The organism is Streptomyces aurantiaciflavus (assembly GCF_049808595.1).
Lineage (GTDB): Bacteria > Actinomycetota > Actinomycetes > Streptomycetales > Streptomycetaceae > Streptomyces.
The window spans coordinates 230,959-250,304 of the sequence record NZ_JBNCAQ010000006.1; the positions used below are offsets into that span (position 1 = coordinate 230,959).

A 19,346-nucleotide genomic window follows, 5' to 3' on the forward strand; every position below is an offset into this window, starting at 1 on the left:
CGGGGGGGTGGTTTGTTTGTGTGGGGCGGGCCCGCGGGTTTGCCGCGCGGGGGCGCCCCGCCTCACGCGCGCGTGCGCTCAGCACTTCTCGCGCAGCGAATGCAGATGCTCACTCGAACGCCGCGCGAACGTGAACGACTCGGCCGGGTTGTCGTGCTCGGCCTGCCAGTGGTGGGCCGGCCGGTGGCCGCGCAGCCGGGTCACGGCGGAGATGAACCGCTGGTAGTCGATGTCTCCGTCGCCGACGTCGACCATGCGGTAGCCGAACTGGTTCGCGGGGTCGCTCACGCCGTCCTTCACGTGGAAGAGCGGGTAGCGGTCGGGCTGCCGAAGGACGTAGTCGAGCGGCTCGAACGGGGCGGGCGTGCCGTCGGGCCGCTTGGAGAAGCGGAACTGGCCCACGTACGCCCAGAAGATGTCCATCTCCAGGAACACCAGGTCGGGGTCGGTCTCGGCGAGCAGCACGTCGTAGAGGCGTACCTCGGGGTTGTCGGTGGCGAAGGAGAACTCCTCGGAGTGGTTGTGCTGGTAGAACTTCATGCCTCGCGCCCGCGCCGCGGCCCCGTAGGTGTTGAACTCCTCGGCCGCGCGCTTCCACGCGTCGACGGTGGAGCCGTAGCGGAACGGGCCGGCAGCGGTACCGATGTGCTTGAGGCCGAGGGCCTGGGCGTCGTCCAGGACCTTGGTGAGGTTCTGGGCGAAGGTGTAGGCGTTCGGGTCGCTGGAGTAGTAGCCGACGTGGCTGCCGATCGGGGTCAGGCCGTGGTTGCGGGCCAGCCGCCTGAGCTGGGCGAGGGTGATCGGGCCCGCGGAGCCCTGGGTGTATCCGGCGAACTCGACCTCGTCGTACCCGTACTTCTCCAACTCGGCGAAGACGGGGGCGAAGCCGAGGGTGGAGACCTTGTCGCGCAGGCTGTAGAGCTGGATGCCGAGCCGGCCGGGGGGCAGGACGGGTCGGCCGCGGCCGGAGGTGCCGGACGCGGCCGCGGTGGCGGCCGTGGCGGGGGTCGCGGCTGCGCCCAGGAGGGCGGCGGCGGTGGCGCCCGCGGCCACGCCGAGCATGCCTCGTCTGGTGAGCCGGTGGGTGAGTTCGGGGTCGGGCTGGGAGATGCGGCTCATGCCTGGAACTCCTCGGGATCGAAGGGCGTTGTCAGTGGTGAGTGCTTCACTGGTGACCAGTCGGACAGTCGAGATGGTCGAGATGTGCAGGGCCGTCAGGACAGGCCGGCGAGTTGGAGCAGGAGTTGTTTCACATCGGTGGCCGCGACGCGGTCGCCGACAGAGCGGGGGGTGGAGCAGATGAGGAGCGGACCGTCGTCGTCGCTCGTGGGAAGGCGGCCGTGGCTGCCGCGAATAGGTGAGGGATCGAGGGGCACGACCGCCATGCGGTAACGCATGCCGAGCTTCTTGCGGGCGAGGGCGGTGGCCGCCTTGACCTTCACATAGGGGTCGAGCGGGTCCATGAACAGCTCGACCGGGTCGTAGCCGGGTTTGCGGTGGATCTCGACCAGCCGCGCGAAGTCGGGCGCGCGGGCGTCGTCGAGCCAGTAGTAGTACGTGAACCAGGCGTCCGGCTCCGCTACGGCGACGAGTTCGCCGGAGCGCGGGTGATCGAGGTGGTGCGCCTTCTTGCCCTCGTCGTCGAGGAGTTGGTCGACGCCGGGCAGTCCTGCGAGCGCCTCCCGGGTGGCGGCGAGGTCCTCGGGACGGCGTACGTAGACGTGGGCGATCTGGTGGTCCGCGACCGCGAAGGCACGTGACGCCATCGGGTCGAGGTACTCCATGCCGTCCTGCGTGTGCACTTCCAGGAGGCCGGCGCGGCGCAGGGCGCGGTTGATGTCGACGGGCCGGCTCACCCGGGTGATGCCGTACTCGGACAGCGCGACGACGGTACGGCCCTCGGCGCGGGCGTCGTCCAGGAGCGGGGCCAGGGCCGTGTCCAGGTCGGCGGCCGCTCGTAGGGAGCGCGGGTCGTCGGGGCCGAAGCGCTGGAGGTCGTAGTCGAGGTGAGGGAGGTAGCAGAGGGTCAGGTCGGGACGGCGAGTGCGCAGGACGTGGCGGGTCGCGTCGATGATCCAGCGGCTGGAGACCAGGTCCGCGCCCGGGCCCCAGAAGTGGAAGAGCGGGAAGGTGCCCAACCGCTCGGTGAGTTCGTCGTGCAGGGCCGGGGGCCGGGTGTAGCAGTCGGGTTCCTTGCGGCCGTCGGCGTAGTAGACCGGACGGGGGGTGACGGTGATGTCGGTGTCGGCGCCCATGGCGTACCACCAGCAGATGTTGGCGACCGTGTAGCCGGGGTGCGCCCGGCGGGCGGCGTCCCACAGTTTGTCACCGGTGACGAGACCGTTGTGCTGCCGCCACAGCAGGACGTCGCCGAGCTCGCGGAAGTACCAGCCGTTGCCGACGATGCCGTGCTCGGAAGGGAGGGCGCCGGTGAGGAAGGTGGACTGGGCGGAGCAGGTGACGGCGGGCAGGACCGTGTCCAGCGGCGCCCGGGAGCCGGCCCGGGCCAGGTCCGCGAGGTGGGGCATGTGGTCGAGGAGACGGGAGGTGAGGCCTACGACGTCGAGGACGAGAAGGGGGACGGGACGGTCCCGGGGTGTGCGGCCGGACGGAGATGTCGCGGTCTCGGGTGGGGGAGGTGTCATGGCAGCTCCTTGAGGCCGAGGTCCGTGAGCAGATCGCGGGCCAGGGCCAGTTCGGCGGCGATGCCGTCGGCGAGCTGGGCGCGGGCACGGGGCCGCAGCTCGGGAGGCAGGGCCTGCCAGGTGTAGGTCTCGACCTCGAGGTGTCGGGTGAGCGGATGCGAGCCGCCGACGAGGCGGGTCAGCGCGGACTTCAGTACGGGGAGGGTGGAGGTGAGGGGCGCGGCGGGGGCCGCGTGGAGTGGGACATGGAAGTGGGCACGCCACGGCGCGGTGTCGGGCAGGGCGTCGCCGGCGAGGGCCTCGCCGAGGTCGTCGGTGCCGTGCGGTCCGGCCGCGGTGAGGGTGCGGGTCTGGTGCAGGAAACGGGGTTCGTCGAACGCGGCGAGTGCCTCGCGGACGGCGGGGAGACGGGGGTGTTCGGCGTGCAGGGCGGCCGACAGCTGGGATTTGACGACGGGGACGCGGGCTGCGGTGAGCGCGTCCAGGGCGGTGTGCGGGTCTTCGAAGGAGGTGGCGAGGTGGCAGGTGTCGACACAGACGCCGATGCGGTGGTGGCCGACGGCTGTGAGCGGGGCGAGGGCGTCGGCGGTGGTCTCGACGATGCAGCCGGGTTCCGGTTCGAGGCCGACCCGGACGGAACGGCCGGTGAGCTCCGTGAGTGCGTCCAGGCGCTCGCCGAGGGTGAGCAGGGCGGTATGAGCCGTCTCGGCGCGGTCGGCGCTCCACGTGGTGCGCCAGCCCAGGGGCAGGGTGGAGACGCTGCCCTCGGTGACGTCGTCGGGCAGGAGACCGGCGAGGACACGGGCCAGTGCGGTGGTGTGGTCGAGACGCTCGCGGTCGGCCCAGTCGGGCTTGTACACGCGGTACTTGACCTGCTCGGCGCCGAAGCCCTCGTAGGGGAAGCCGTTGAGGGTGACGACTTCGAGGCCGCGCCGGTCGAGTTCCGTGCGCAGGGTGCGCAGGGCGGACGGGTCGGTGTCGAGGGCGTGGGCGGCGTCCTTGGCGAGCCACAGGCCGATGCCGAGGCGGTCGCGGCCGAGGCGGCGGCGGACGGGTTCACAGTGGTCGCGGAGTTGGGCGAGGACGCCGTCGAGGGTCTCGGCGGGGTGGACGTTGGTGCAGTAGGCGAGATGGACGGTGGTTCCGTCGGGGTGGCGGAAGCGCATCGGTCACTCCCCGCCGCGCAGGACGGAGTTGCCCTCGTGCGTGGCACTTGGGGTGGTGACGTCGAGGTTCAGCCGGCCGCTGAGACCGTAGAAGGCGACCGGGTTGCGCCACAGGACCTGGTCGACGTCGTCCTCGGTGAAGCCCACCGCCAGCATCAGGTCGCCGACGCGTCGGGTCTTGAGGGGATCGCTTCTGCCCCAGTCGGCGGCGGAGTTCACCAGAATGCGCTCGGTCCCGTTCGCGCGCAGGATCTCGATCATCCGGCGCTCGTCCATCTTGGTGTCCGGATACACGGAGAAGCCCAGCCAGCAGCCGCTGTCCCTGGCTTCCTTCACGGTGATCTCGTTGAGGTGGTCGATCAGGACGCGTTCCTCGGGCAGGGCGGATTCCCGGACCGCGTCGAGGGTGCGGCGCAGGCCGGCGAGCTTGTCGCGGTGCGGGGTGTGCACGAGTGCGGGGAGTCCGTGGTCGGCGGCGAGCTGGAGCTGGGCGGCGAGCGCGGTGTCCTCGGCGGGGGTCATCGAGTCGTAGCCGATCTCGCCGACGGCCACCACCTGGTCCTTGACGAGATACCGGGGCAGTGCGTCCAGGACGGGGGCGCAGCGCGGGTCGTTCGCCTCCTTGGGGTTGAGGGCGAGCGTGCAGTGGTGGGCGATGCCGTGCTGGGCGGCGCGGAAGGGTTCCCAGCCGAGGAGGGAGTCGAAGTAGTCGAGGAAGGTGGCGGGCGAGGTGCGGGGCTGACCGAGCCAGAAGGAGGGCTCGACGACGGCGCGGACACCGGCCGCGTACATGGCCTCGTAGTCGTCGGTGGTCCGGGAGGTCATGTGGATGTGGGGGTCGAAGATGCGCATCAGGACTCCTTGCCGTGGTGGTGGGAGGTGCCGTGGGGGGCTGGGCGGCGGTGGTCCGTGCTGTGGGGGCCGTGGGGGTGCGTGCCGTGCGGGTCCGGGCGGTCGGCGCTGCCGTCGTCGGGGTTCGCGCCGTCGAGGTGCGCGCCGTCGAAGTGCGCACCGTCGGGGATCGTGGCGTCGGCGTTCGCGCCGTCGGGGCTCTTGCCAGGCGGTGGGAATGCGGGCTCGGTGGGGGCGGACGAGTCGGTCAGGGCCAGCACGCGGTCCAGGTCTCGGGGGACGGGGCGGTCGGCGGCGATGCGTTCGGCGGCGTAGTCGGCGAGCATGCGGGCGAGTTCGGCGTCGGCGCGGGCGCGCTGTTCCAGGTCCGCCACCTCGTCGACGGGCACCCCGGTGAAGAGACACTTCAGAACGGCGTGACGCCAGGTGTGGGCGTCGAGGTGGCGGGCGGCGTAGGGGCCGACTGCGGCGGTCAGGAGCCGGGTGTCGTTGGTGCGCAGGGCGTCCTCGACGAGCGGCAGGGCATCCGGGCCGGGCACGAGGTGGGGCAGGGCCTTCAGGACGGCGCGGCGTTCGTCGGCGGTGCCCTGGAAGTACACCCGGGTGAGCGCGGCCGGGTCGGCGCGGGCGGCGTGGAGGATGAGCACACGGGCGGCTTCGGCGAACGGGCTGCCGCAGCGGCGGCCGGCTTCGGCGAGGCGCAGCTCCCACACCGAGATGGGGCCGTGGGTGCCGGGGTGTGCGGCCGCTTCGTCGAGGGCTTGACGCAACCATGCGCGGGCGGCAGGGGGGAGGTGCGTTGCGAGTCGCGTCCGTAGGGCGTCGAGGGAGGTGCTGGGGGCGAGGGTGGTGCCCCTGGGTGCCGTTGCCGGGGTGGCCGGGGTGGCCTGGGGGTGGGTCATGGCGTGCTCCCTTCTGGGGTGGCGGAGGGTTCGCCGGGTGGTGCCAAGGTCGCTGCGTGGCGCAGGAACGGGAGGGAGAGTTCGGCGTGGTGGGGGCCGGCATGGGAGTGGCGAGGGAGTTCGACGACCGTCAGGCCTTGGTAGCCGGTGGCGGTCAGGGCGGCGAGGACGGGCGGGAAGTCGATCTCGCCGTCGCCGAAGGGGAGGTGTTCGTGGATGCCGCGGCGCATGTCCTCGATCTGGACGTGGCGCAGCCAGGGGGCGGCGGCACGGACGCAGTCGGCGGGAGAAAGGGGTTCGAGGCACTGGCAGTGGCCGATGTCGAGGGTGAGGCCGAGAGGCTCCGGGTCGCCGAGAAGGAGGCGCAGGTGGTGGAAGTCGGCGAGGGTGGCGAGGAGATGGCCCGGTTCGGGCTCGACGGCCAGAGGGATGCCCGCGGTCGCGGCGGCGTCCAGGACGGGGGTGAGGACTTCGGCGAGGCGCTTCCAGGCGGTGTCCCGGTCCGTTCCGTGCGGGACGGTTCCGCTGAAGCAGTGCACGGCGTGGGCACCGAGCTCGGTGGCGACGTGGACCGCGCGGATCAGCAGGTCCACGCGGCGGGCGCGGTCGTCCGGGTCCGGGTCCAGCAGGGAGGGGCCGTGCTTGCGGCGTGGGTCGAGGACGTAGCGGGCTCCGGTCTCCACGGTGACGTCGAGCCCGAGCACGTCCAGACGGTGGGCGACGCGCCGGGTGCGGGCGGCGAGGTCCGGCGCGAGCGGGTCGAGGTGCATGTGGTCGAGGGTCAGTCCGACACCGTCGTAGCCGAGGTCGGCGAGCAGGGCGAGGGCGTCGTCGAGGCGGAGGTCGGCGAGGCCGTTGGTGCCGTAGCCGAAGCGGAGGGGATGCGGGGTGCCGACGGCGTCGGGAGGCCGGAGGGTCATGTGACGCTCACCCGCCTCGCGAGTTTCCGGGCGACCGGGGCCAGGGCCGTCAGGAGCAGAGCGCTGGTGGTGGCTCCGGAACGGGCGGCGACGGCGGCCTGGAGGGGAATCGTGGCGCGGATGCCGGCGCCGACGGCTCGTTGGGTGAGAGGGGGTGACGGGTTGAGGGTGGCGTGGACGTAGGGGTGGGTGGTGGTCGCGGCGTAGGTGGCGGAGAGTGCCGCGGTCAGCGAGGTGGAGAGGGCTGATTGCCGATGGCTCGGCGACCCACGACGGGGTGGCCGGCGGGTCAGCAGCCAGGTCAGCGTCCCCGTCATGGCCAGGGCTGCCAGTGGGGCCGCCGGTGTGCCGTCGCGGGTTTCGTGGCGGGAGACCGTCGTGACCGCGAGGGTGTGGGTGCCGAGGAGTGCCGCCGAGGGGAGAGCAGGGCGGAGGTGGCCGGCGGTGGCCGCGGCACCGAGCAGGAGGTCCAGGCCGCGGGCGGCGGCCATGGCGAACGGTCCTGCGGGCGTGCGCTTCAGGGCGAGGTCGTAGGACCAGACGGTCGCCGCGAGCGGAACGGCGACCGTGAGGGCAGGGCGGCCCGCCCGGGCGGCCAGGGCGAGGCCGGTGGCGGTGAAGGCGCAGGCCGCGGTGAAGGCGGCGGCGGGGCGGATGCGGCCGGAGGGAAGGGGGCGGTGGGGGCGTTCGACGGCGTCCTCCGTGCGGTCCGCCCAGTCGTTGAGGGCCATACCGGCCTCGTACAGGCAGAGCGAGGAGGCGAGGGCGAGCAGGGTGCGGCGGTTGGGGTGAGCCGTGAGTGCGGCCGCGCCCGCGAGGGCGTCTCCCGGGACGGTGCAGAGTGCGGGGAGGCGCAGGAGTTCGGCCCAGGCGCGGGGGCAGGGGAGGCGCACCGCCTCTCCCCCGCTCATCCCTCCGCCCCGCCGCTCGACTCCGCCCCGCCGCTCAATCGCCGGGCGAACCGCTCCAGCTCCGCGTACTGCTCCGCCAAGGACGCCGGCGCGTCTCCCACGGGGTCCTTGAAGAAGAAGGCGAGTTCGGGGCCGGGGCCGGACAGGCCCTGTTCATGAGCTCGGGCGAGGAGGCGGGCCAGGTCGAGGACGAGGGGGGCGGCGAGAGCGGAGTCACAGCCCTGCCAGATGGTCTGGAGGATCATGCGGGTGCCGAGGAAGCCGTCGAACGCGATGTGGTCCCAGGCGGTCTTCCAGTCGCCGAGGGCGGGGACGTCGTCGATGTGGACCTGGCCCTCGGGGGTGGCGCCGAGCGTGTCGGCGAGGACGCGTTCCTTGCCGGCGTTCTTCGCCGCGGCGGCCGCCGGGTCCGCCAGGGCCGCTCCGTCGCCGCCGCCCAGGAGGTTGGTGCCGGACCAGGCCCGCACGGTGAGCGCCCGCTGGGCGAACATGGGGCCGAGCACGGATCGCAGGAGCGTCTGCCCCGTCTTGCCGTCGCGGCCGGCGTACGGCAGACCGCCGGACGCGGCGAGGGCGGCGAGGGCGGGGTGGTGCAGGCCCGTGGACGGGGTGAAGTTGACGTAGGCGCAGCCGGCGCGCAGGGCGGCCGCCGCGTACAGCGAGCTCGGCGGGAGGGCCGGACCGGTCGGCGCGGGTTCCGTGGAGGCGACGTTCACGACGACCACGCGGGCCAGGCCGTTGCGTCGTACGAAGTCGCGCAGGTCCGCGGCGAAGGCTCTGATCAGCTGTTCCTCGTCGCGGAGGTCACCCGGGAGGGGGCCGCCCGGTCTGATCTCCCGGTCGGCGGCGGCGAGTTCGGCCGCGACGGCGGAGGGGAGACCGGGCGGGAGGACCCCGCCGGCGGCGAGCTGTTCGGCACGCTTGGGCAGGGGGCAGTCGAGCGTGTCGTGCCCGCCGAAGACGAGGGACGACAGGGCGGGCAGGCCGCTGTCGGCGAAGGCGGGGGTCTCGGTGACCAGACCCGTCGGCGGCTGCAGGCCCGCGGTGAGGGCGGCGCATCCGGCGACGACGGTGGTGGCGACGGAGCCACGGGCCCCGATCAGCCAGACGCCGACGCGAGGGGGGCGAGAGCGGGGCGCGGGCGCGGACATGGGCAGCCTCCTTGTCGTGCGCGAACCTCTGCGGGAAAGGGCGGGCAAGGGCGTGGAAGGGGTGGGGACGGCGGGCGGAGGTCCGGCGTCCTCCGCCCGCCGCCGTTCAGTCGCCCCGGACGGGCAGTTCCTTGATCCGGACGTTGCGGAAGGACACCTGGTCGTCGGCTCCGTGGTTCTGGAGACCGAGGTGCCCGTCGCGCAGGCTCCGGGCCGGATCGGTGTTCGTGAAATCGTTGATCTTCACGCCGTTGAGCCAGACGCGGAGGCGTTCGCCCTCCACGCGGATCTCGTACGTGTTCCACTCCCCCGGCGGATTCAGCGCCCGGTCGCGCTTCTTCAGGTCGGCGGACCGGAAGCCGTAGACGGACCCCGTTGTCCTCTCGGGCACGTCGGTGGCGTCGATCTGGATCTCGTAGCCGTTGTCCACGGCCGACCACGGGTCGTCGGAGGGCGGGAAGCCCACGAACACCCCGGAGTTGTCGTCGCCCGATGCGCCGGCCATCTTCCAGTCGAGCTTCAGCGAGTACGAGGAGAAGTCCGACGCGGCGTACCAGAGGAGGCCCATCCCGCCCGAGGACGTGAGGGTGCCGTCGTCGTCCAGGGTGAAGGAACCCGGGCCGGCCTGCTGCCAGCCGTCCAGCGAGCTGCCGTCGAAAAGCGGACGGTATCCGGTCTCCGGTCGACAGTCCGCCTGGACCTCGCCGACTGCATACAGGATTCCGCCGACCAGATGTCTACGGAATACCGGATCCGCGAAGGACTCCTTCGTATGACCGCCCCCGGTGTAGAAGGCGCGGCCGCCCCGGTAGTTCTGGCACCAGGCGATCGGATGGTCGCCGTTCATCGTGCCCCCGGTGTACGAGGACTCGTCGAGCGAGGCCAGCACGTGCGCCCGGTCCCGGGGATTGGAGCGGTAGTTGTACCACTCGTCCGTACGGTTCCAGGTCCGCTCCAGCCCGGAGGTCGCCGGGTGGGCGCGGTCCTCGACGAGGACGGTCGCGGGCTGGATCGCCGGGTGCGACTGGAAGTAGGCGCCGGCGAGGCCGCCGTAGAAGGGCCAGTCGTACTCGGTGTCGGCGGCGGCGTGGATGCCGACGTATCCGCCACCGCGGCGGATGTAGTCCTCGAAGGCCCGCTGCTGGGTGTCGTCGAGGACGTCCCCGGTCGTCGAGAGGAACACGACCGCGTCGTAACGCCGCAGGTTGGCCGGGGTGAACGCGCCCGCGTCCTCGGTGGCGTCGACCGTGAAGCCGCCGGTCTCGCCGAGCTGTTTCACCGCCGCGACGCCGTCGGGGATCGAGTCGTGCCGGAAGCCTGCCGTCTTGGAGAAGACCAGCACCCGTGCGTCCCGTGGGGACGGGTGTGCGGCGGCGGGTGGCGCGACGACAGAGCCGAGCAGCAGGGCGGCTCCGGCAACTACCGTGGCCAGGCGGCCGGTTGAGCGCATGACAGCCTCCCCTCAGCCTGTCGTGAAGGTGAAGTCGTCCACCTCGTACAGGGCTCCGGACCCGCTGCCCTTGAAGACGAGGTAGAGGGTGGTGGTGCCCCGCGGGGCACGGGACAGGCCGGCGGTGACGTCCTGGAAGGTGTTCCAGCCGCCGGTCACCGGCACGGTCGCCCTGCCGAGCAGGGTGCCCGTCGCCGAGCCGGCGCGGACCTCCAGGGTGCCTCCCGCGCCGGCGGACGAGACCCGGGCGGTGATCTTCTTCGCGTCGGCGAGGGCGTACGGCGTGAAGGAGATCCAGTCGCCGCGGCCGATCTCGCCAACGGTCCTGCCGCCGTTCGCCGACGCGCGCGAGGTCACGGTGACGCCGGAGGAGTCGCCGAAGTGCTCGGCCTGGCGGTGGCGGGGCTGCAGGACGCTCTGGTCGTGCGTGGTGAGCGGGGCCTGGCCGCCGCCTCCGCCGTCGGTGTACTCGGCGTCGAACACGCCGAAGATGTTGGCGTCGTCGTCATGTCCGCCGTCGGCGCTGGTCTGGATGGTGCCGGTGCAGCCGTTCGCGGAGGTCACGGGGTGGCCGTGGCTGTCGTGGCCGAGGATGAAGGTGACCTTGACCTTCGCGCAGTCGATGGTCCGGTCCTCCGGGTCGGTGACCCGGACCTTGAAGGGGATGGCGTCGCCGAAGGCGAACAGCTTGCCGTCCTGGGGGAGTTCCAGCGTCACCTTGGGCGCGGTGTTGCCGACCACGATCTGCACGCTCGCGCTGCCGGTGCGGCCGCTCGGGTCCTTCGCGGTCACGGTCGCCGTGTAGGTGCCGTTCTTCCTGTAACGGTGCGTGGGGTTCGCCGCCGTCGACGTGCCGCCGTCGCCGAAGTCCCAGCTGTAGGTGAGGGCGTCGCCGTCCTGGTCGGTCGTGCCGGCGGAGGAGAAACGTACCCGCAGTGGCGCCTGGCCGGAGGTCCGGTCGGCCGCGGCCTGCGCGACCGGGGAGTGTCCGTCGGTGGCGTTCTCGATGCGGTACAGGGCCGAGTGCTCGTCACCGCCGAACCAGGAGACGCCGTAGTCGAGAACGTACAGGGCGCCGTCGGGACCGAAGGCCATGTCCATAATCTGGGTGCCGGTCCACGGGACGTCGTTGATCGACTGCACGGTGCCGTCGGCGCCGCTGGTGATCCGCTTGATCCAGCGGCGGCCGAACTCCCCGGCGAAGAAGTCCCCGTCGTACGCCTCCGGGAACTTCACCGGCGAGTCGAGCGCCGGGTCGTAGTGGTAGACGGGGCCGCCCATCGGGGACTCGGAGCCGTCGCCGAACTCGGGCACCGAGGCGCCGTCGTACGGGATCCAGGCGGGCTGGGCCGGGGGCAGGTCGGTGAGGCCGGTGTTGTGCTGTGAGGTGTTCTTCGGGGCGGCACAGTCGAACGGCGCACCGGATACACCCGTCGCGAAATCGTATGCAATATATGGGTCATTGTCGCCCGTACAGAAAGGCCATCCGAAGTTGCCCGGGCCGGTGACACGTGCAAACTCGACCTGGCCGGCCGGTCCGCGCGCCGGGTCGGCGGCGCCGGCGTCGGGGCCGTAGTCGCCGACGTAGAGGATGCCGGTCTTCTGGTCGACGCTGAAACGGAACGGGTTGCGGAAGCCCATCGCGTAGATCTCGGGCCGTGTCCTGTCCGTGCCGGGCGCGAAGAGATTGCCGTCGGGGATGGAGTACGAACCGTCGGCGTTCACCTTGATGCGCAGGATCTTGCCGCGCAGGTCGTTGGTGTTGCCGGAGGAACGCCGGGCGTCGAAGGCGGGGTTGCGGTTCGCGCGCTCGTCGATGGGCGTGAAGCCGTCCGACTGGAAGGGGTTGGTGTCGTCGCCCGTCGACAGGTACAGGTTGCCGGCCGCGTCGAAGTCGATGTCGCCGCCGACGTGGCAGCACAGGCCACGGGAGGCCGGCACGTCGAGGATCTTCCTCTCGCTGGCGGTGTCCAGGGTGCCGTCCGCCTTCAACACGAACCGGGAGAGGCGGTTGACGCCGTCGAAGGGTGCGAAGTCGGCGGCCGTACCGGTCTCCGGGGCGTCGCCCGCCGGGGTGTTCAACGGGGGCGCGTAGTAGAGGTAGATGAAGCGGTTCGTGCTGAACTTCGGGTCCACGCCGATGCCCTGGAGGCCTTCCTCGTCGTGGGAGTAGACGTCGACCTTGCCCGCCAGGCGGGTGTTCCCGGCGGCGTCGGTCAGGCGCAGTTCGCCGTCGCGTGAGGTGTGCAGGACCGAGCGGTCGGGGAGGACGGCGAGCGACATGGGCTCGCCGACCTCGGCCTCGCCCTTGGCGAGGGTGACCTGCTGGAAGTCCTCCGCGGCCGCGGGGGCGGCTGCCGGGCCGGCGACGGCTGCGCCGGCCTGGGGTGCGGTGAGGGTGAGGGACGCTGCTGCCAGCAGGGCTCCGCTCAGCAGGGCGATCGCTCTGCGCAGCGAGGGACGTCGTCTGTGGGTCGCTTCTGTGCCGGTGCGGGTGGTGCGGTCGTTCCCGTGCACGAGTGCCTCCAGAATGGGGCCGGTTGTACATGCGGGTGCTTGCGCCGGGATGCGCCGTCATCCCGGAGACGGAAGAGCGGTCGCGTGGGGATCAGTTGCCGAACGCCGCGTCGAAGGAGGCCGACGGTGGCTCGAAGTCGTAAGCCTTGAGACGGGCCAGGGCCTCGGGGGCGCCCTGGAGCCGGTCCATGCCGGCGTCCTCCCACTCCACGGAGACGGGGCCCCGGTAGTCGATCGAGCGCAGCATGCGGAAGACGTCCTCCCAGGGGACGTCGCCGTGGCCGGCGGACACGAAGTCCCAGCCGCGGCGCGGGTCGCCCCAGGGCAGGTGGGAGCCGAGCCGGCCGTTGCGGCCGTCGAGGCGCTTACGGGCCTCCTTGCAGTCCACGTGGTAGATGCGGTCGCGGAAGTCCCACAGGAAGCCGACCGGGTCCAGGTCCTGCCAGACGAAGTGGCTGGGGTCGAAGTTGAGGCCGAAAGCCGGTCGACGGTCGACTGCATCCAGCGTGCGTACAGTCGTCCAGTAATCGTATGCAATCTCGCTCGGGTGGACCTCGTGCGCGAACCGCACGCCCTCCGCGTCGAAGACGTCGAGGATCGGGTTCCAGCGCTCGGCGAAGTCCTCGTAGCCGCGCTCGATCATCGTCTCCGGGGCGGGCGGGAACATGGCGACCAGGTGCCAGATGGCGGACCCGGTGAAGCCGATGACCGTGTCGACGCCGAAGGCGGCCGCGGCGCGCGCGGTGTCGGCGATCTCGGCGGCGGCCCGCCGCCGGACGCCCTCCGGTTCGCCGTCGCCCCAGATGCGGGCGGGCAGGATGGCTTGGTGACGTTCGTCGATGATGGCGTCGCAGACCGCCTGTCCCACCAGGTGGTTGGAGACGGCCCAGCACTTCAGGCCGTACTTGTCGAGCAACGTCCGCCTGGAGTCGAGGTACGCCGGGTCGGCGAGGGCCTTGTCGACCTCGAAGTGGTCGCCCCAGCAGGCGAGTTCGAGGCCGTCGTAGCCGAAGTCGCGGGCGAGGCGGCAGACCTCTTCCAGGGGCAGGTCGGCCCACTGGCCGGTGAAGAGCGTGAACCTGCGGGGCATTCTCCGAGCCCTCCTCAGTCGGCGATCGGGGTGTAGGCGGAGTTCTTCTCGGCGCTCTCCTCCACCGCCGCGAGGACGCGCTGGACCTGGAGTCCGTCGGCGAAGGAGGGTTCGGGCCGGCGGCCCTCGGCGATGGCGTGGACGAGGTCGCGGGCCTGGTGGACGAAGGTGTGCTCGTAGCCGAGGCCGTGGCCCGGGGGCCACCAGGCGTCCAGGTAGGGGTGGTCGGGTTCGGTGACGAGGATGCGGCGGAAGCCGGCGTGTGTGCCCGGTTCGGTGGCGTCGTGGAACCACAGCTCGTTGAGGCGTTCCAGGTCGAAGGCCAACGAGCCGAGTTCTCCGTTGAGTTCGAGACGCAGGGCGTTCTTGCGGCCGGTGGCGTAGCGGGTGGCCTCGAAGGAGGCGAGGGCGCCTGAGGCGAAGCGGCCGGTGAACAGGGCGGCGTCGTCGACGGTGACCGTGCCGGTGCCTGCGCCCGCTCCCGATGCGGCCAGTCCGCTGGTCGTTCCGCCGGGCAGCGGCCGCAGTCGTACGAAGGTCTCGGTGAGCGCGGAGACGCCGGCCAGCCGCTCCCCGGCCAGATGCTGGGCGAGGTCCACGATGTGGGCGCCCAGGTCGCCGAGGGAGCCGGAGCCGGCGAGTTCCTTGCGCAGGCGCCAAGTGAGCGGGAAATCGGGGTCGTTGAGCCAGTCCTGGAGGTACGTCACCCGCACATGGCGTAGCGTGCCGAGTCGCCCCTCGGCGACCATCCGCCGGGCCAGTGCGATGGCGGGAACCCTGCGGTAGTTGAAGCCGACCATCGCCGACTGACCTCGCTGGTAGGCGGCTTCGGCGGCGCGGGACATCGTCTCGGCCTCCTCGACGGTGTTCGCGAGGGGCTTTTCGCACAGGACGTGCTTGCCTGCGGCCAGGGCGGCGACGGCGATCTCGGCGTGGCTGTCGCCGGGCGTGCAGATGTCGACGAGGTCGATGTCGTCGCGTTCGATCAGCGCCCGCCAGTCGGTCTCGGTCGCCGCCCAGCCGTGCCGGTCGGCCGCCGCCCGCACGGCGGCCGCGTCACGGCCGCAGAGCGCGGCGAGCACCGGGCGGCGGGGCAGGTCGAAGACACGGCCCGCGGTGCGCCAGCCCTGCGAGTGGGCGGCGCCCATGAACGCGTAGCCGACCATGCCGACGCGCAGCGGTGGCTTGCCGGCCTCGGTGCCGGCCTGCTCCGGTCCCGCTGACTGCTGCGGCTGTTCCATGCAGGGGTCCTCCTCGTCGTCGTGGCGCGGTGGGGGGTGGGGCCTGCGCGGTGGATGGCGCGGGCGGTTCGTGTACGGGCGCCTCAGGGGAAGGCGGTCGCGCGGGTGGGCCCAGGCTGTGGGGCGGGGCGGGCCCGGGGCCGAGGTCGATCGAGGGCCTCCGGCCGGTGGACGGCACGGGCTCGCCCCGGCGGTGCGCCTCGCCGGACGGCGCCTGCCTTCGCCGGTGCGTGGCTGCGGGTTGTCGAGGGAGGTGCGGGCCGAGAAGCTGGGGCCGTGTTCCGGGCGGGCCGCACGGGTTCGCTCGGACCTGTGGCGTCACCCGGCACGCCTGGCCTCCACGCGGCGAGGGGCTCGGGGCCACCGCTCGAAGCGCACCGGAACCCGGAAGGCCGTCGTCGCGGAGGCCGTACGCGGGAAGTTCGTGCCCCAGAAGCCCGCAGCCGCGGCCCGGGCCGCCCGGGAACAGCGTGCGCGCCCCATCCGGGTCGGCTGCCCGCAGTCCCTCGCACGGCCCCGGGGCCGCCGCCCGGCTCCGGGGGGACCGCGGCCCTCACCGGAACCCGGTCGACATGTACTGGTCGACGTTCTCCTTGTCGACGACGGCCGAGTAGAGGGTGATCGACGCCGGGATCTCGTACTCGGCGAGGCCGCCGACGCCCTTGCTCTGACCGAGAGCGCGGGCGAGGTCGATGGCGGAGGCGGCCATGGTGGGTGGGTAGAGGACGGTGGCCTTCAGGACGCCGCTGTCCTGTTTGATCGCCTGGAAGGCGGAGAGGGCGCCCGCCCCGCCGACCATGAGGAAGTCGTCGCGGCCGGCCTGTTCGATGGCGCGCAGCGCGCCCACGCCCTGGTCGTCGTCATGGTTCCACAGGGCGTCGAACTTCGACTGCGCCTGCAGGAGTTGGGCCATCTTGGCCTGCCCGGACTCCACCGTGAACTCGGCGGCCTGGCGGGCCACCTTCTTGATGTTGGGGTAGTTCTTCAGGGCGTCGTCGAAGCCCTGGCTGCGCTGCTGGGTGAGCTCCAGGTTGTCCAGGCCGGCGAGCTCGACGACGCGCGCGTCGGACTTCCCCTTGAGCTTCTCGCCGATGTAGTGGCCGGCGTTGAGGCCCATGCCGTAGTTGTCGCCGCCGATCCAACAGCGGTATGCCTGCGGGGAGTTGAAGATCCGGTCGAGGTTGATGACGGGGATGCCCGCGCGCATCGCCTTCAGGCCGACCTGGGTGAGGGCCTTGCCGTCGGCGGGCAGGACGACCAGGACGTCGACCTTCTTGTTGATGAGGGTCTCGATCTGGCCGATCTGCTGGGCGGTGTCGTTCGAACCCTCGGTGATCTCCAGGGTCACGTCGGAGTACTTCTTCGCCCGGTTCTTGGCGTTGTCGTTGATGGCGTTGAGCCAGCCGTGGTCGGCCTGGGGGCCGGCGAATCCGATGGTGACCTGCTTGCCGGGCTTGTCGTCGGCGGCCGGCCGGTCGTTCGCGGCCGGCTCCTCGTCCTTGGGCTCATTGCTGGTGCAACCTGTGAGGAGGGCACCGGCCGAGACGGCGGCGGTCCCGAAGAGCAGTCCTCTGCGACTGGTGAAGCGGCTCGTGAACGTCGGCTCTGGCATGGCGGTGAACCCTTTCCTCAGGTCGTGCTCGCGGTACGGCGCTGGACCAGCACGGCGGCGACGATGATCGCGCCCTTGGCGATCTGCTGGACGTCGCTCTGCAGGTTGTTCAGGGCGAAGATGTTGGTGATCGTGGTGAAGATCAGGACGCCGAGCACGGAGCCGGTGATGGTGCCGCGGCCGCCGCTGAGCAGGGTGCCGCCGATGATGGCGGCGGCGATGGCGTCGAGTTCGTAGAGATTGCCGTTGGTGTTCTGGCCCGAGCCGGACAGGATGATCAGCAGGAAGGCGGCGATGCCGCAGCACAGTCCGGACAGCAGGTAGAGGTAGAGCCGCTGGCGGCGTACGTCGATGCCGGCGAGCCGGGCGGCCTCCGCGTTGCCGCCGACGGCGACGGTGCGCCGGCCGAAGGTGGTGCGGTTCAGCACCAGCCAGCCGATGACCGTCACGACCGCGAACACCATGACGAGGGGCGGCACGCCGAGCACGTACGCGTCGCGCTCACCGAGGTCGAGGATGCCGTCGACGGTGACGATCTGCGTCTTGCCATCGGTGATCTGCAGGGCGAGCCCGCGGGCCGAGGCGAGCATGGCGAGCGTGGCGATGAACGGGACCATCCCGCCGTACGCGATGAGCAGCCCGTTGACCAGGCCGCAGCCGAGGCCGACGAGGACCGAGGTGAAGAGGATGCCGCCGAAGCCGTACTCCTGGGTGGCGACGGTGGTCGCCCACACGGAGGCGAGGGCGACGATGGCGCCGACGGAGAGGTCGATGCCGCCGGAGGTGATGACGAAGGTCATCCCGACGGTCACGACACCGATCACCGAGGCCTGGGTGAGGACGAGTTGGAGGTTGCGGCTGTCGAGGAACTCGTCGGGCTTGGTGACGCCGCCGATCACGATCAGCGCGGCCAGCACCCCGAGGAGGGAGAGGGTGCGGACGTCGGCGCGGGCCATGAGGCCGCGCCAGGCGGGGAGGTGGACCTGGGGCACCTTGTCGGTGCTGCCCCGCGGTGGGGAGACGGGCTGCGTCATGACGCCGGGCTTCCTTCCATGACGAGGTCGAGTACGCGGTGTTCGTCGAGCTCACGGGCGGGCGCGGTGTGGACGACGCGACCCTCGCGGAGCACCAGGACACGGTCGGCGAGGCCGAGCACCTCGGGGACCTCGCTGGATACCAGCAGCACGCCGAGGCCTTCATCAGCCAGTCGACGGACGACTGCATACAGTTCGGCGCGGGCGCCGACGTCGACGCCTCGGGTGGGTTCGTCCAGCAGCAGCACACGGCAGCCCCGCAGCAGCCAGCGCGCCAGGACGGCCTTCTGCTGGTTGCCGCCGGACAGGGTGCGCACCGGCACGGACGGGTTGTCGGGCCGCAGCGACAGCTCGCGGGTGGCCGCCCGGGCCGCGCCGCGTTCGGCGCCGCGGTCGATCCAGCCGGCACGCGAGAAGCGGGAGAGGGAGGAGACGGAGACGTTCCGGGTGACGGACTCCAGCATCAGCAGGGCCTGGGCCTTGCGTTCCTCGGGGGCGAGACCGAGCCCGGCGCGTACGGCCGCCCGCACACTGCCCGGCCGCAACGGGCTCCCGTCCACGATGACCTGACCGGCCGTCGCCTTGCGGGCGCCGTAGATCGTCTCCAGGATCTCGGAGCGTCCCGAGCCGACCAGTCCGGCGAGGCCGACGATCTCCCCGGGGCGCAGGGTCAGGTCGAGGGCCTCGAACTCGCCGTCCCGGGCGAGACCGCGCACCTCCAGCAGCGGCTCCCCGGTCGTCGCCGCGTCGGTCACCGGCCGCTCGGGGAAGACGTACTCGACGTTGCGTCCCGTCATCAGCGCGACGACCTCACGGGTCGGCGTCGTCTTCGCGGGCAGTCCCCCGGCCACCGCCCGGCCGTCCTTCAGCACGGTCACCCGGTCGCCGATGCGTCGGATCTCCTCCAGCCGATGCGAGATGTAGACGACGGCGACTCCGTCGGCCGTGAGGTCGCCGACGATACGGAAGAGGTTGTCGACCTCGTCGGGGTCGAGGGCGGCGGACGGCTCGTCCATCACGATCAGCCGGACGTCGTGCGAGAGGGCCCGCGCCATGGACACGATCTGCTGCTGGGCCGCCGACAACTCGCCCACCAGACGGGCGGGATCGATCTCCGGGTGCCCCAGTCGCCGGAGCAGAGCTGCTGTTGAGGTGCGAGCCGCCTTTCCCCGTACGACGAAGCCGGCGGTCGTGGGTTCGTGGCCGAGGTGGACGTTCTCGGCCACCGACAGGTGCTCCACCAGGTCGAGTTCCTGGTAGATGGTGGCGATGCCGAGGCGCATGGCGGCTATGGGTGAGCGCAGGGTGACGTCCTCGCCGCACCAGCGGATGGTGCCGCCGTCGGGCTGGTGGGCGCCGGCCAGGACCTTGATGAGGGTCGACTTGCCGGCTCCGTTCTGGCCGAGCAGGCAGTGCACTTCGCCGGCCTGGACGTCGAGGTCGACGCCGTCCAGGGCCCGGACTCCGGGGAACGACTTGGTGATGCCGGACATGCTGAGCAGCGGTGGTTCTGGTGCCATGTGGGTTCCCCTCGGCGGGCATGCGGGCCGGAGTCAGGGCGGAACGCGGGGTGTCGGGCGTTTCCGGGCAGGGCAGAGCAGGGCGCTGTGCTGGTGTGCTGGTGGTGTGGGGCGAGGAGGGTGCTGGTGGGGTGTGGGTGCCGTGCGCGGGTGGGGGGTTGCGCGGTATGTCGTATGCGATGAGGGGTCTGCGGTATGTCGTATGCGACGAAGTGTCTGCGGTATGCCGTATGCGATGGGGGGCTGCCGTATGGCGTATGCGAAACGGAGCGTCTGCGGTATGCCGTATGCGGTTGGTGATCTGCGGGTGTGCCGTACGCGGATGGTGTACTGCG

Annotated in this window: 14 protein-coding genes and 1 pseudogene; all 15 read right to left on the reverse strand. The window is 71.7% G+C overall.

The window, feature by feature from the left end:
* Positions 1 to 78 precede the first annotated feature (78 nt).
* Entirely contained in the window at positions 79 to 1,119 is a 1,041-nt protein-coding gene (locus ACPT94_RS09085) for a sugar phosphate isomerase/epimerase family protein (RefSeq protein ID WP_360329829.1), read from the reverse strand.
* A gap of 95 nt (positions 1,120 to 1,214) precedes the next feature.
* Positions 1,215 to 2,645, reverse strand: a complete 1,431-nt coding sequence (locus ACPT94_RS09090; RefSeq protein WP_425245603.1) for an alkaline phosphatase family protein — start codon at positions 2,643 to 2,645, stop codon at positions 1,215 to 1,217.
* A complete protein-coding gene (eboE, locus tag ACPT94_RS09095) occupies positions 2,642 to 3,811 on the reverse strand; it encodes a metabolite traffic protein EboE (protein ID WP_425245604.1) in 1,170 nt (389 codons plus the stop codon). The genes ACPT94_RS09090 and eboE overlap by 4 nt, the downstream gene beginning before the upstream one ends.
* Positions 3,812 to 3,814: 3 nt before the next feature.
* Positions 3,815 to 4,663, reverse strand: a complete 849-nt coding sequence (locus tag ACPT94_RS09100) for a TatD family hydrolase (RefSeq protein ID WP_425245605.1) — start codon at positions 4,661 to 4,663, stop codon at positions 3,815 to 3,817.
* A 200-nt stretch (positions 4,664 to 4,863) separates the two neighbouring features.
* Positions 4,864 to 5,565, reverse strand: a pseudogene (locus tag ACPT94_RS09105) (EboA domain-containing protein); the annotation flags it as partial.
* A complete protein-coding gene (locus tag ACPT94_RS09110) occupies positions 5,562 to 6,485 on the reverse strand; it encodes a sugar phosphate isomerase/epimerase family protein (protein WP_425245606.1) in 924 nt (307 codons plus the stop codon). The gene ACPT94_RS09110 and the pseudogene ACPT94_RS09105, both read right to left, overlap by 4 nt.
* Positions 6,482 to 7,396, reverse strand: a complete 915-nt coding sequence (locus ACPT94_RS09115; RefSeq protein ID WP_425245607.1) for an SCO3242 family prenyltransferase — start codon at positions 7,394 to 7,396, stop codon at positions 6,482 to 6,484. Before ACPT94_RS09115 ends, ACPT94_RS09110 begins: the two co-directional genes overlap by 4 nt.
* Positions 7,393 to 8,547, reverse strand: a complete 1,155-nt coding sequence (locus ACPT94_RS09120; RefSeq protein WP_425245608.1) for an inositol-3-phosphate synthase — start codon at positions 8,545 to 8,547, stop codon at positions 7,393 to 7,395. Before ACPT94_RS09120 ends, ACPT94_RS09115 begins: the two co-directional genes overlap by 4 nt.
* Before the next feature lie 106 nt (positions 8,548 to 8,653).
* Positions 8,654 to 9,997 carry a ThuA domain-containing protein gene (locus ACPT94_RS09125; protein WP_360329849.1) on the reverse strand — a complete coding sequence of 448 codons (1,344 nt, stop codon included), beginning with the start codon at positions 9,995 to 9,997 and terminating at the stop codon, positions 8,654 to 8,656.
* Positions 9,998 to 10,009: 12 nt separating this feature from the next.
* The gene (locus ACPT94_RS09130; protein ID WP_425245609.1) at positions 10,010 to 12,514 is read right to left on the reverse strand and encodes a PQQ-dependent sugar dehydrogenase; all 2,505 of its coding nucleotides are present in this window, start codon (positions 12,512 to 12,514) and stop codon (positions 10,010 to 10,012) included.
* A 91-nt stretch (positions 12,515 to 12,605) separates the two neighbouring features.
* Positions 12,606 to 13,604 carry a sugar phosphate isomerase/epimerase family protein gene (locus ACPT94_RS09135; RefSeq protein ID WP_360329855.1) on the reverse strand — a complete coding sequence of 333 codons (999 nt, stop codon included), beginning with the start codon at positions 13,602 to 13,604 and terminating at the stop codon, positions 12,606 to 12,608.
* A gap of 14 nt (positions 13,605 to 13,618) precedes the next feature.
* Entirely contained in the window at positions 13,619 to 14,845 is a 1,227-nt protein-coding gene (locus ACPT94_RS09140; protein WP_360329858.1) for a Gfo/Idh/MocA family protein, read from the reverse strand.
* Between the two features lie 553 nt (positions 14,846 to 15,398).
* Positions 15,399 to 16,457 (reverse strand): substrate-binding domain-containing protein, encoded by a 1,059-nt coding sequence (locus tag ACPT94_RS09145; RefSeq protein WP_360329861.1) that lies wholly within the window; start codon positions 16,455 to 16,457, stop codon positions 15,399 to 15,401.
* A gap of 17 nt (positions 16,458 to 16,474) precedes the next feature.
* A complete protein-coding gene (locus ACPT94_RS09150) occupies positions 16,475 to 17,491 on the reverse strand; it encodes an ABC transporter permease (RefSeq protein WP_360329864.1) in 1,017 nt (338 codons plus the stop codon).
* On the reverse strand, positions 17,488 to 19,011 hold the full coding sequence (locus ACPT94_RS09155) for a sugar ABC transporter ATP-binding protein (protein ID WP_360329866.1): 1,524 nt from the start codon (positions 19,009 to 19,011) through the stop codon (positions 17,488 to 17,490). The genes ACPT94_RS09150 and ACPT94_RS09155 overlap by 4 nt, the downstream gene beginning before the upstream one ends.
* Positions 19,012 to 19,346: the final 335 nt, after the last annotated feature.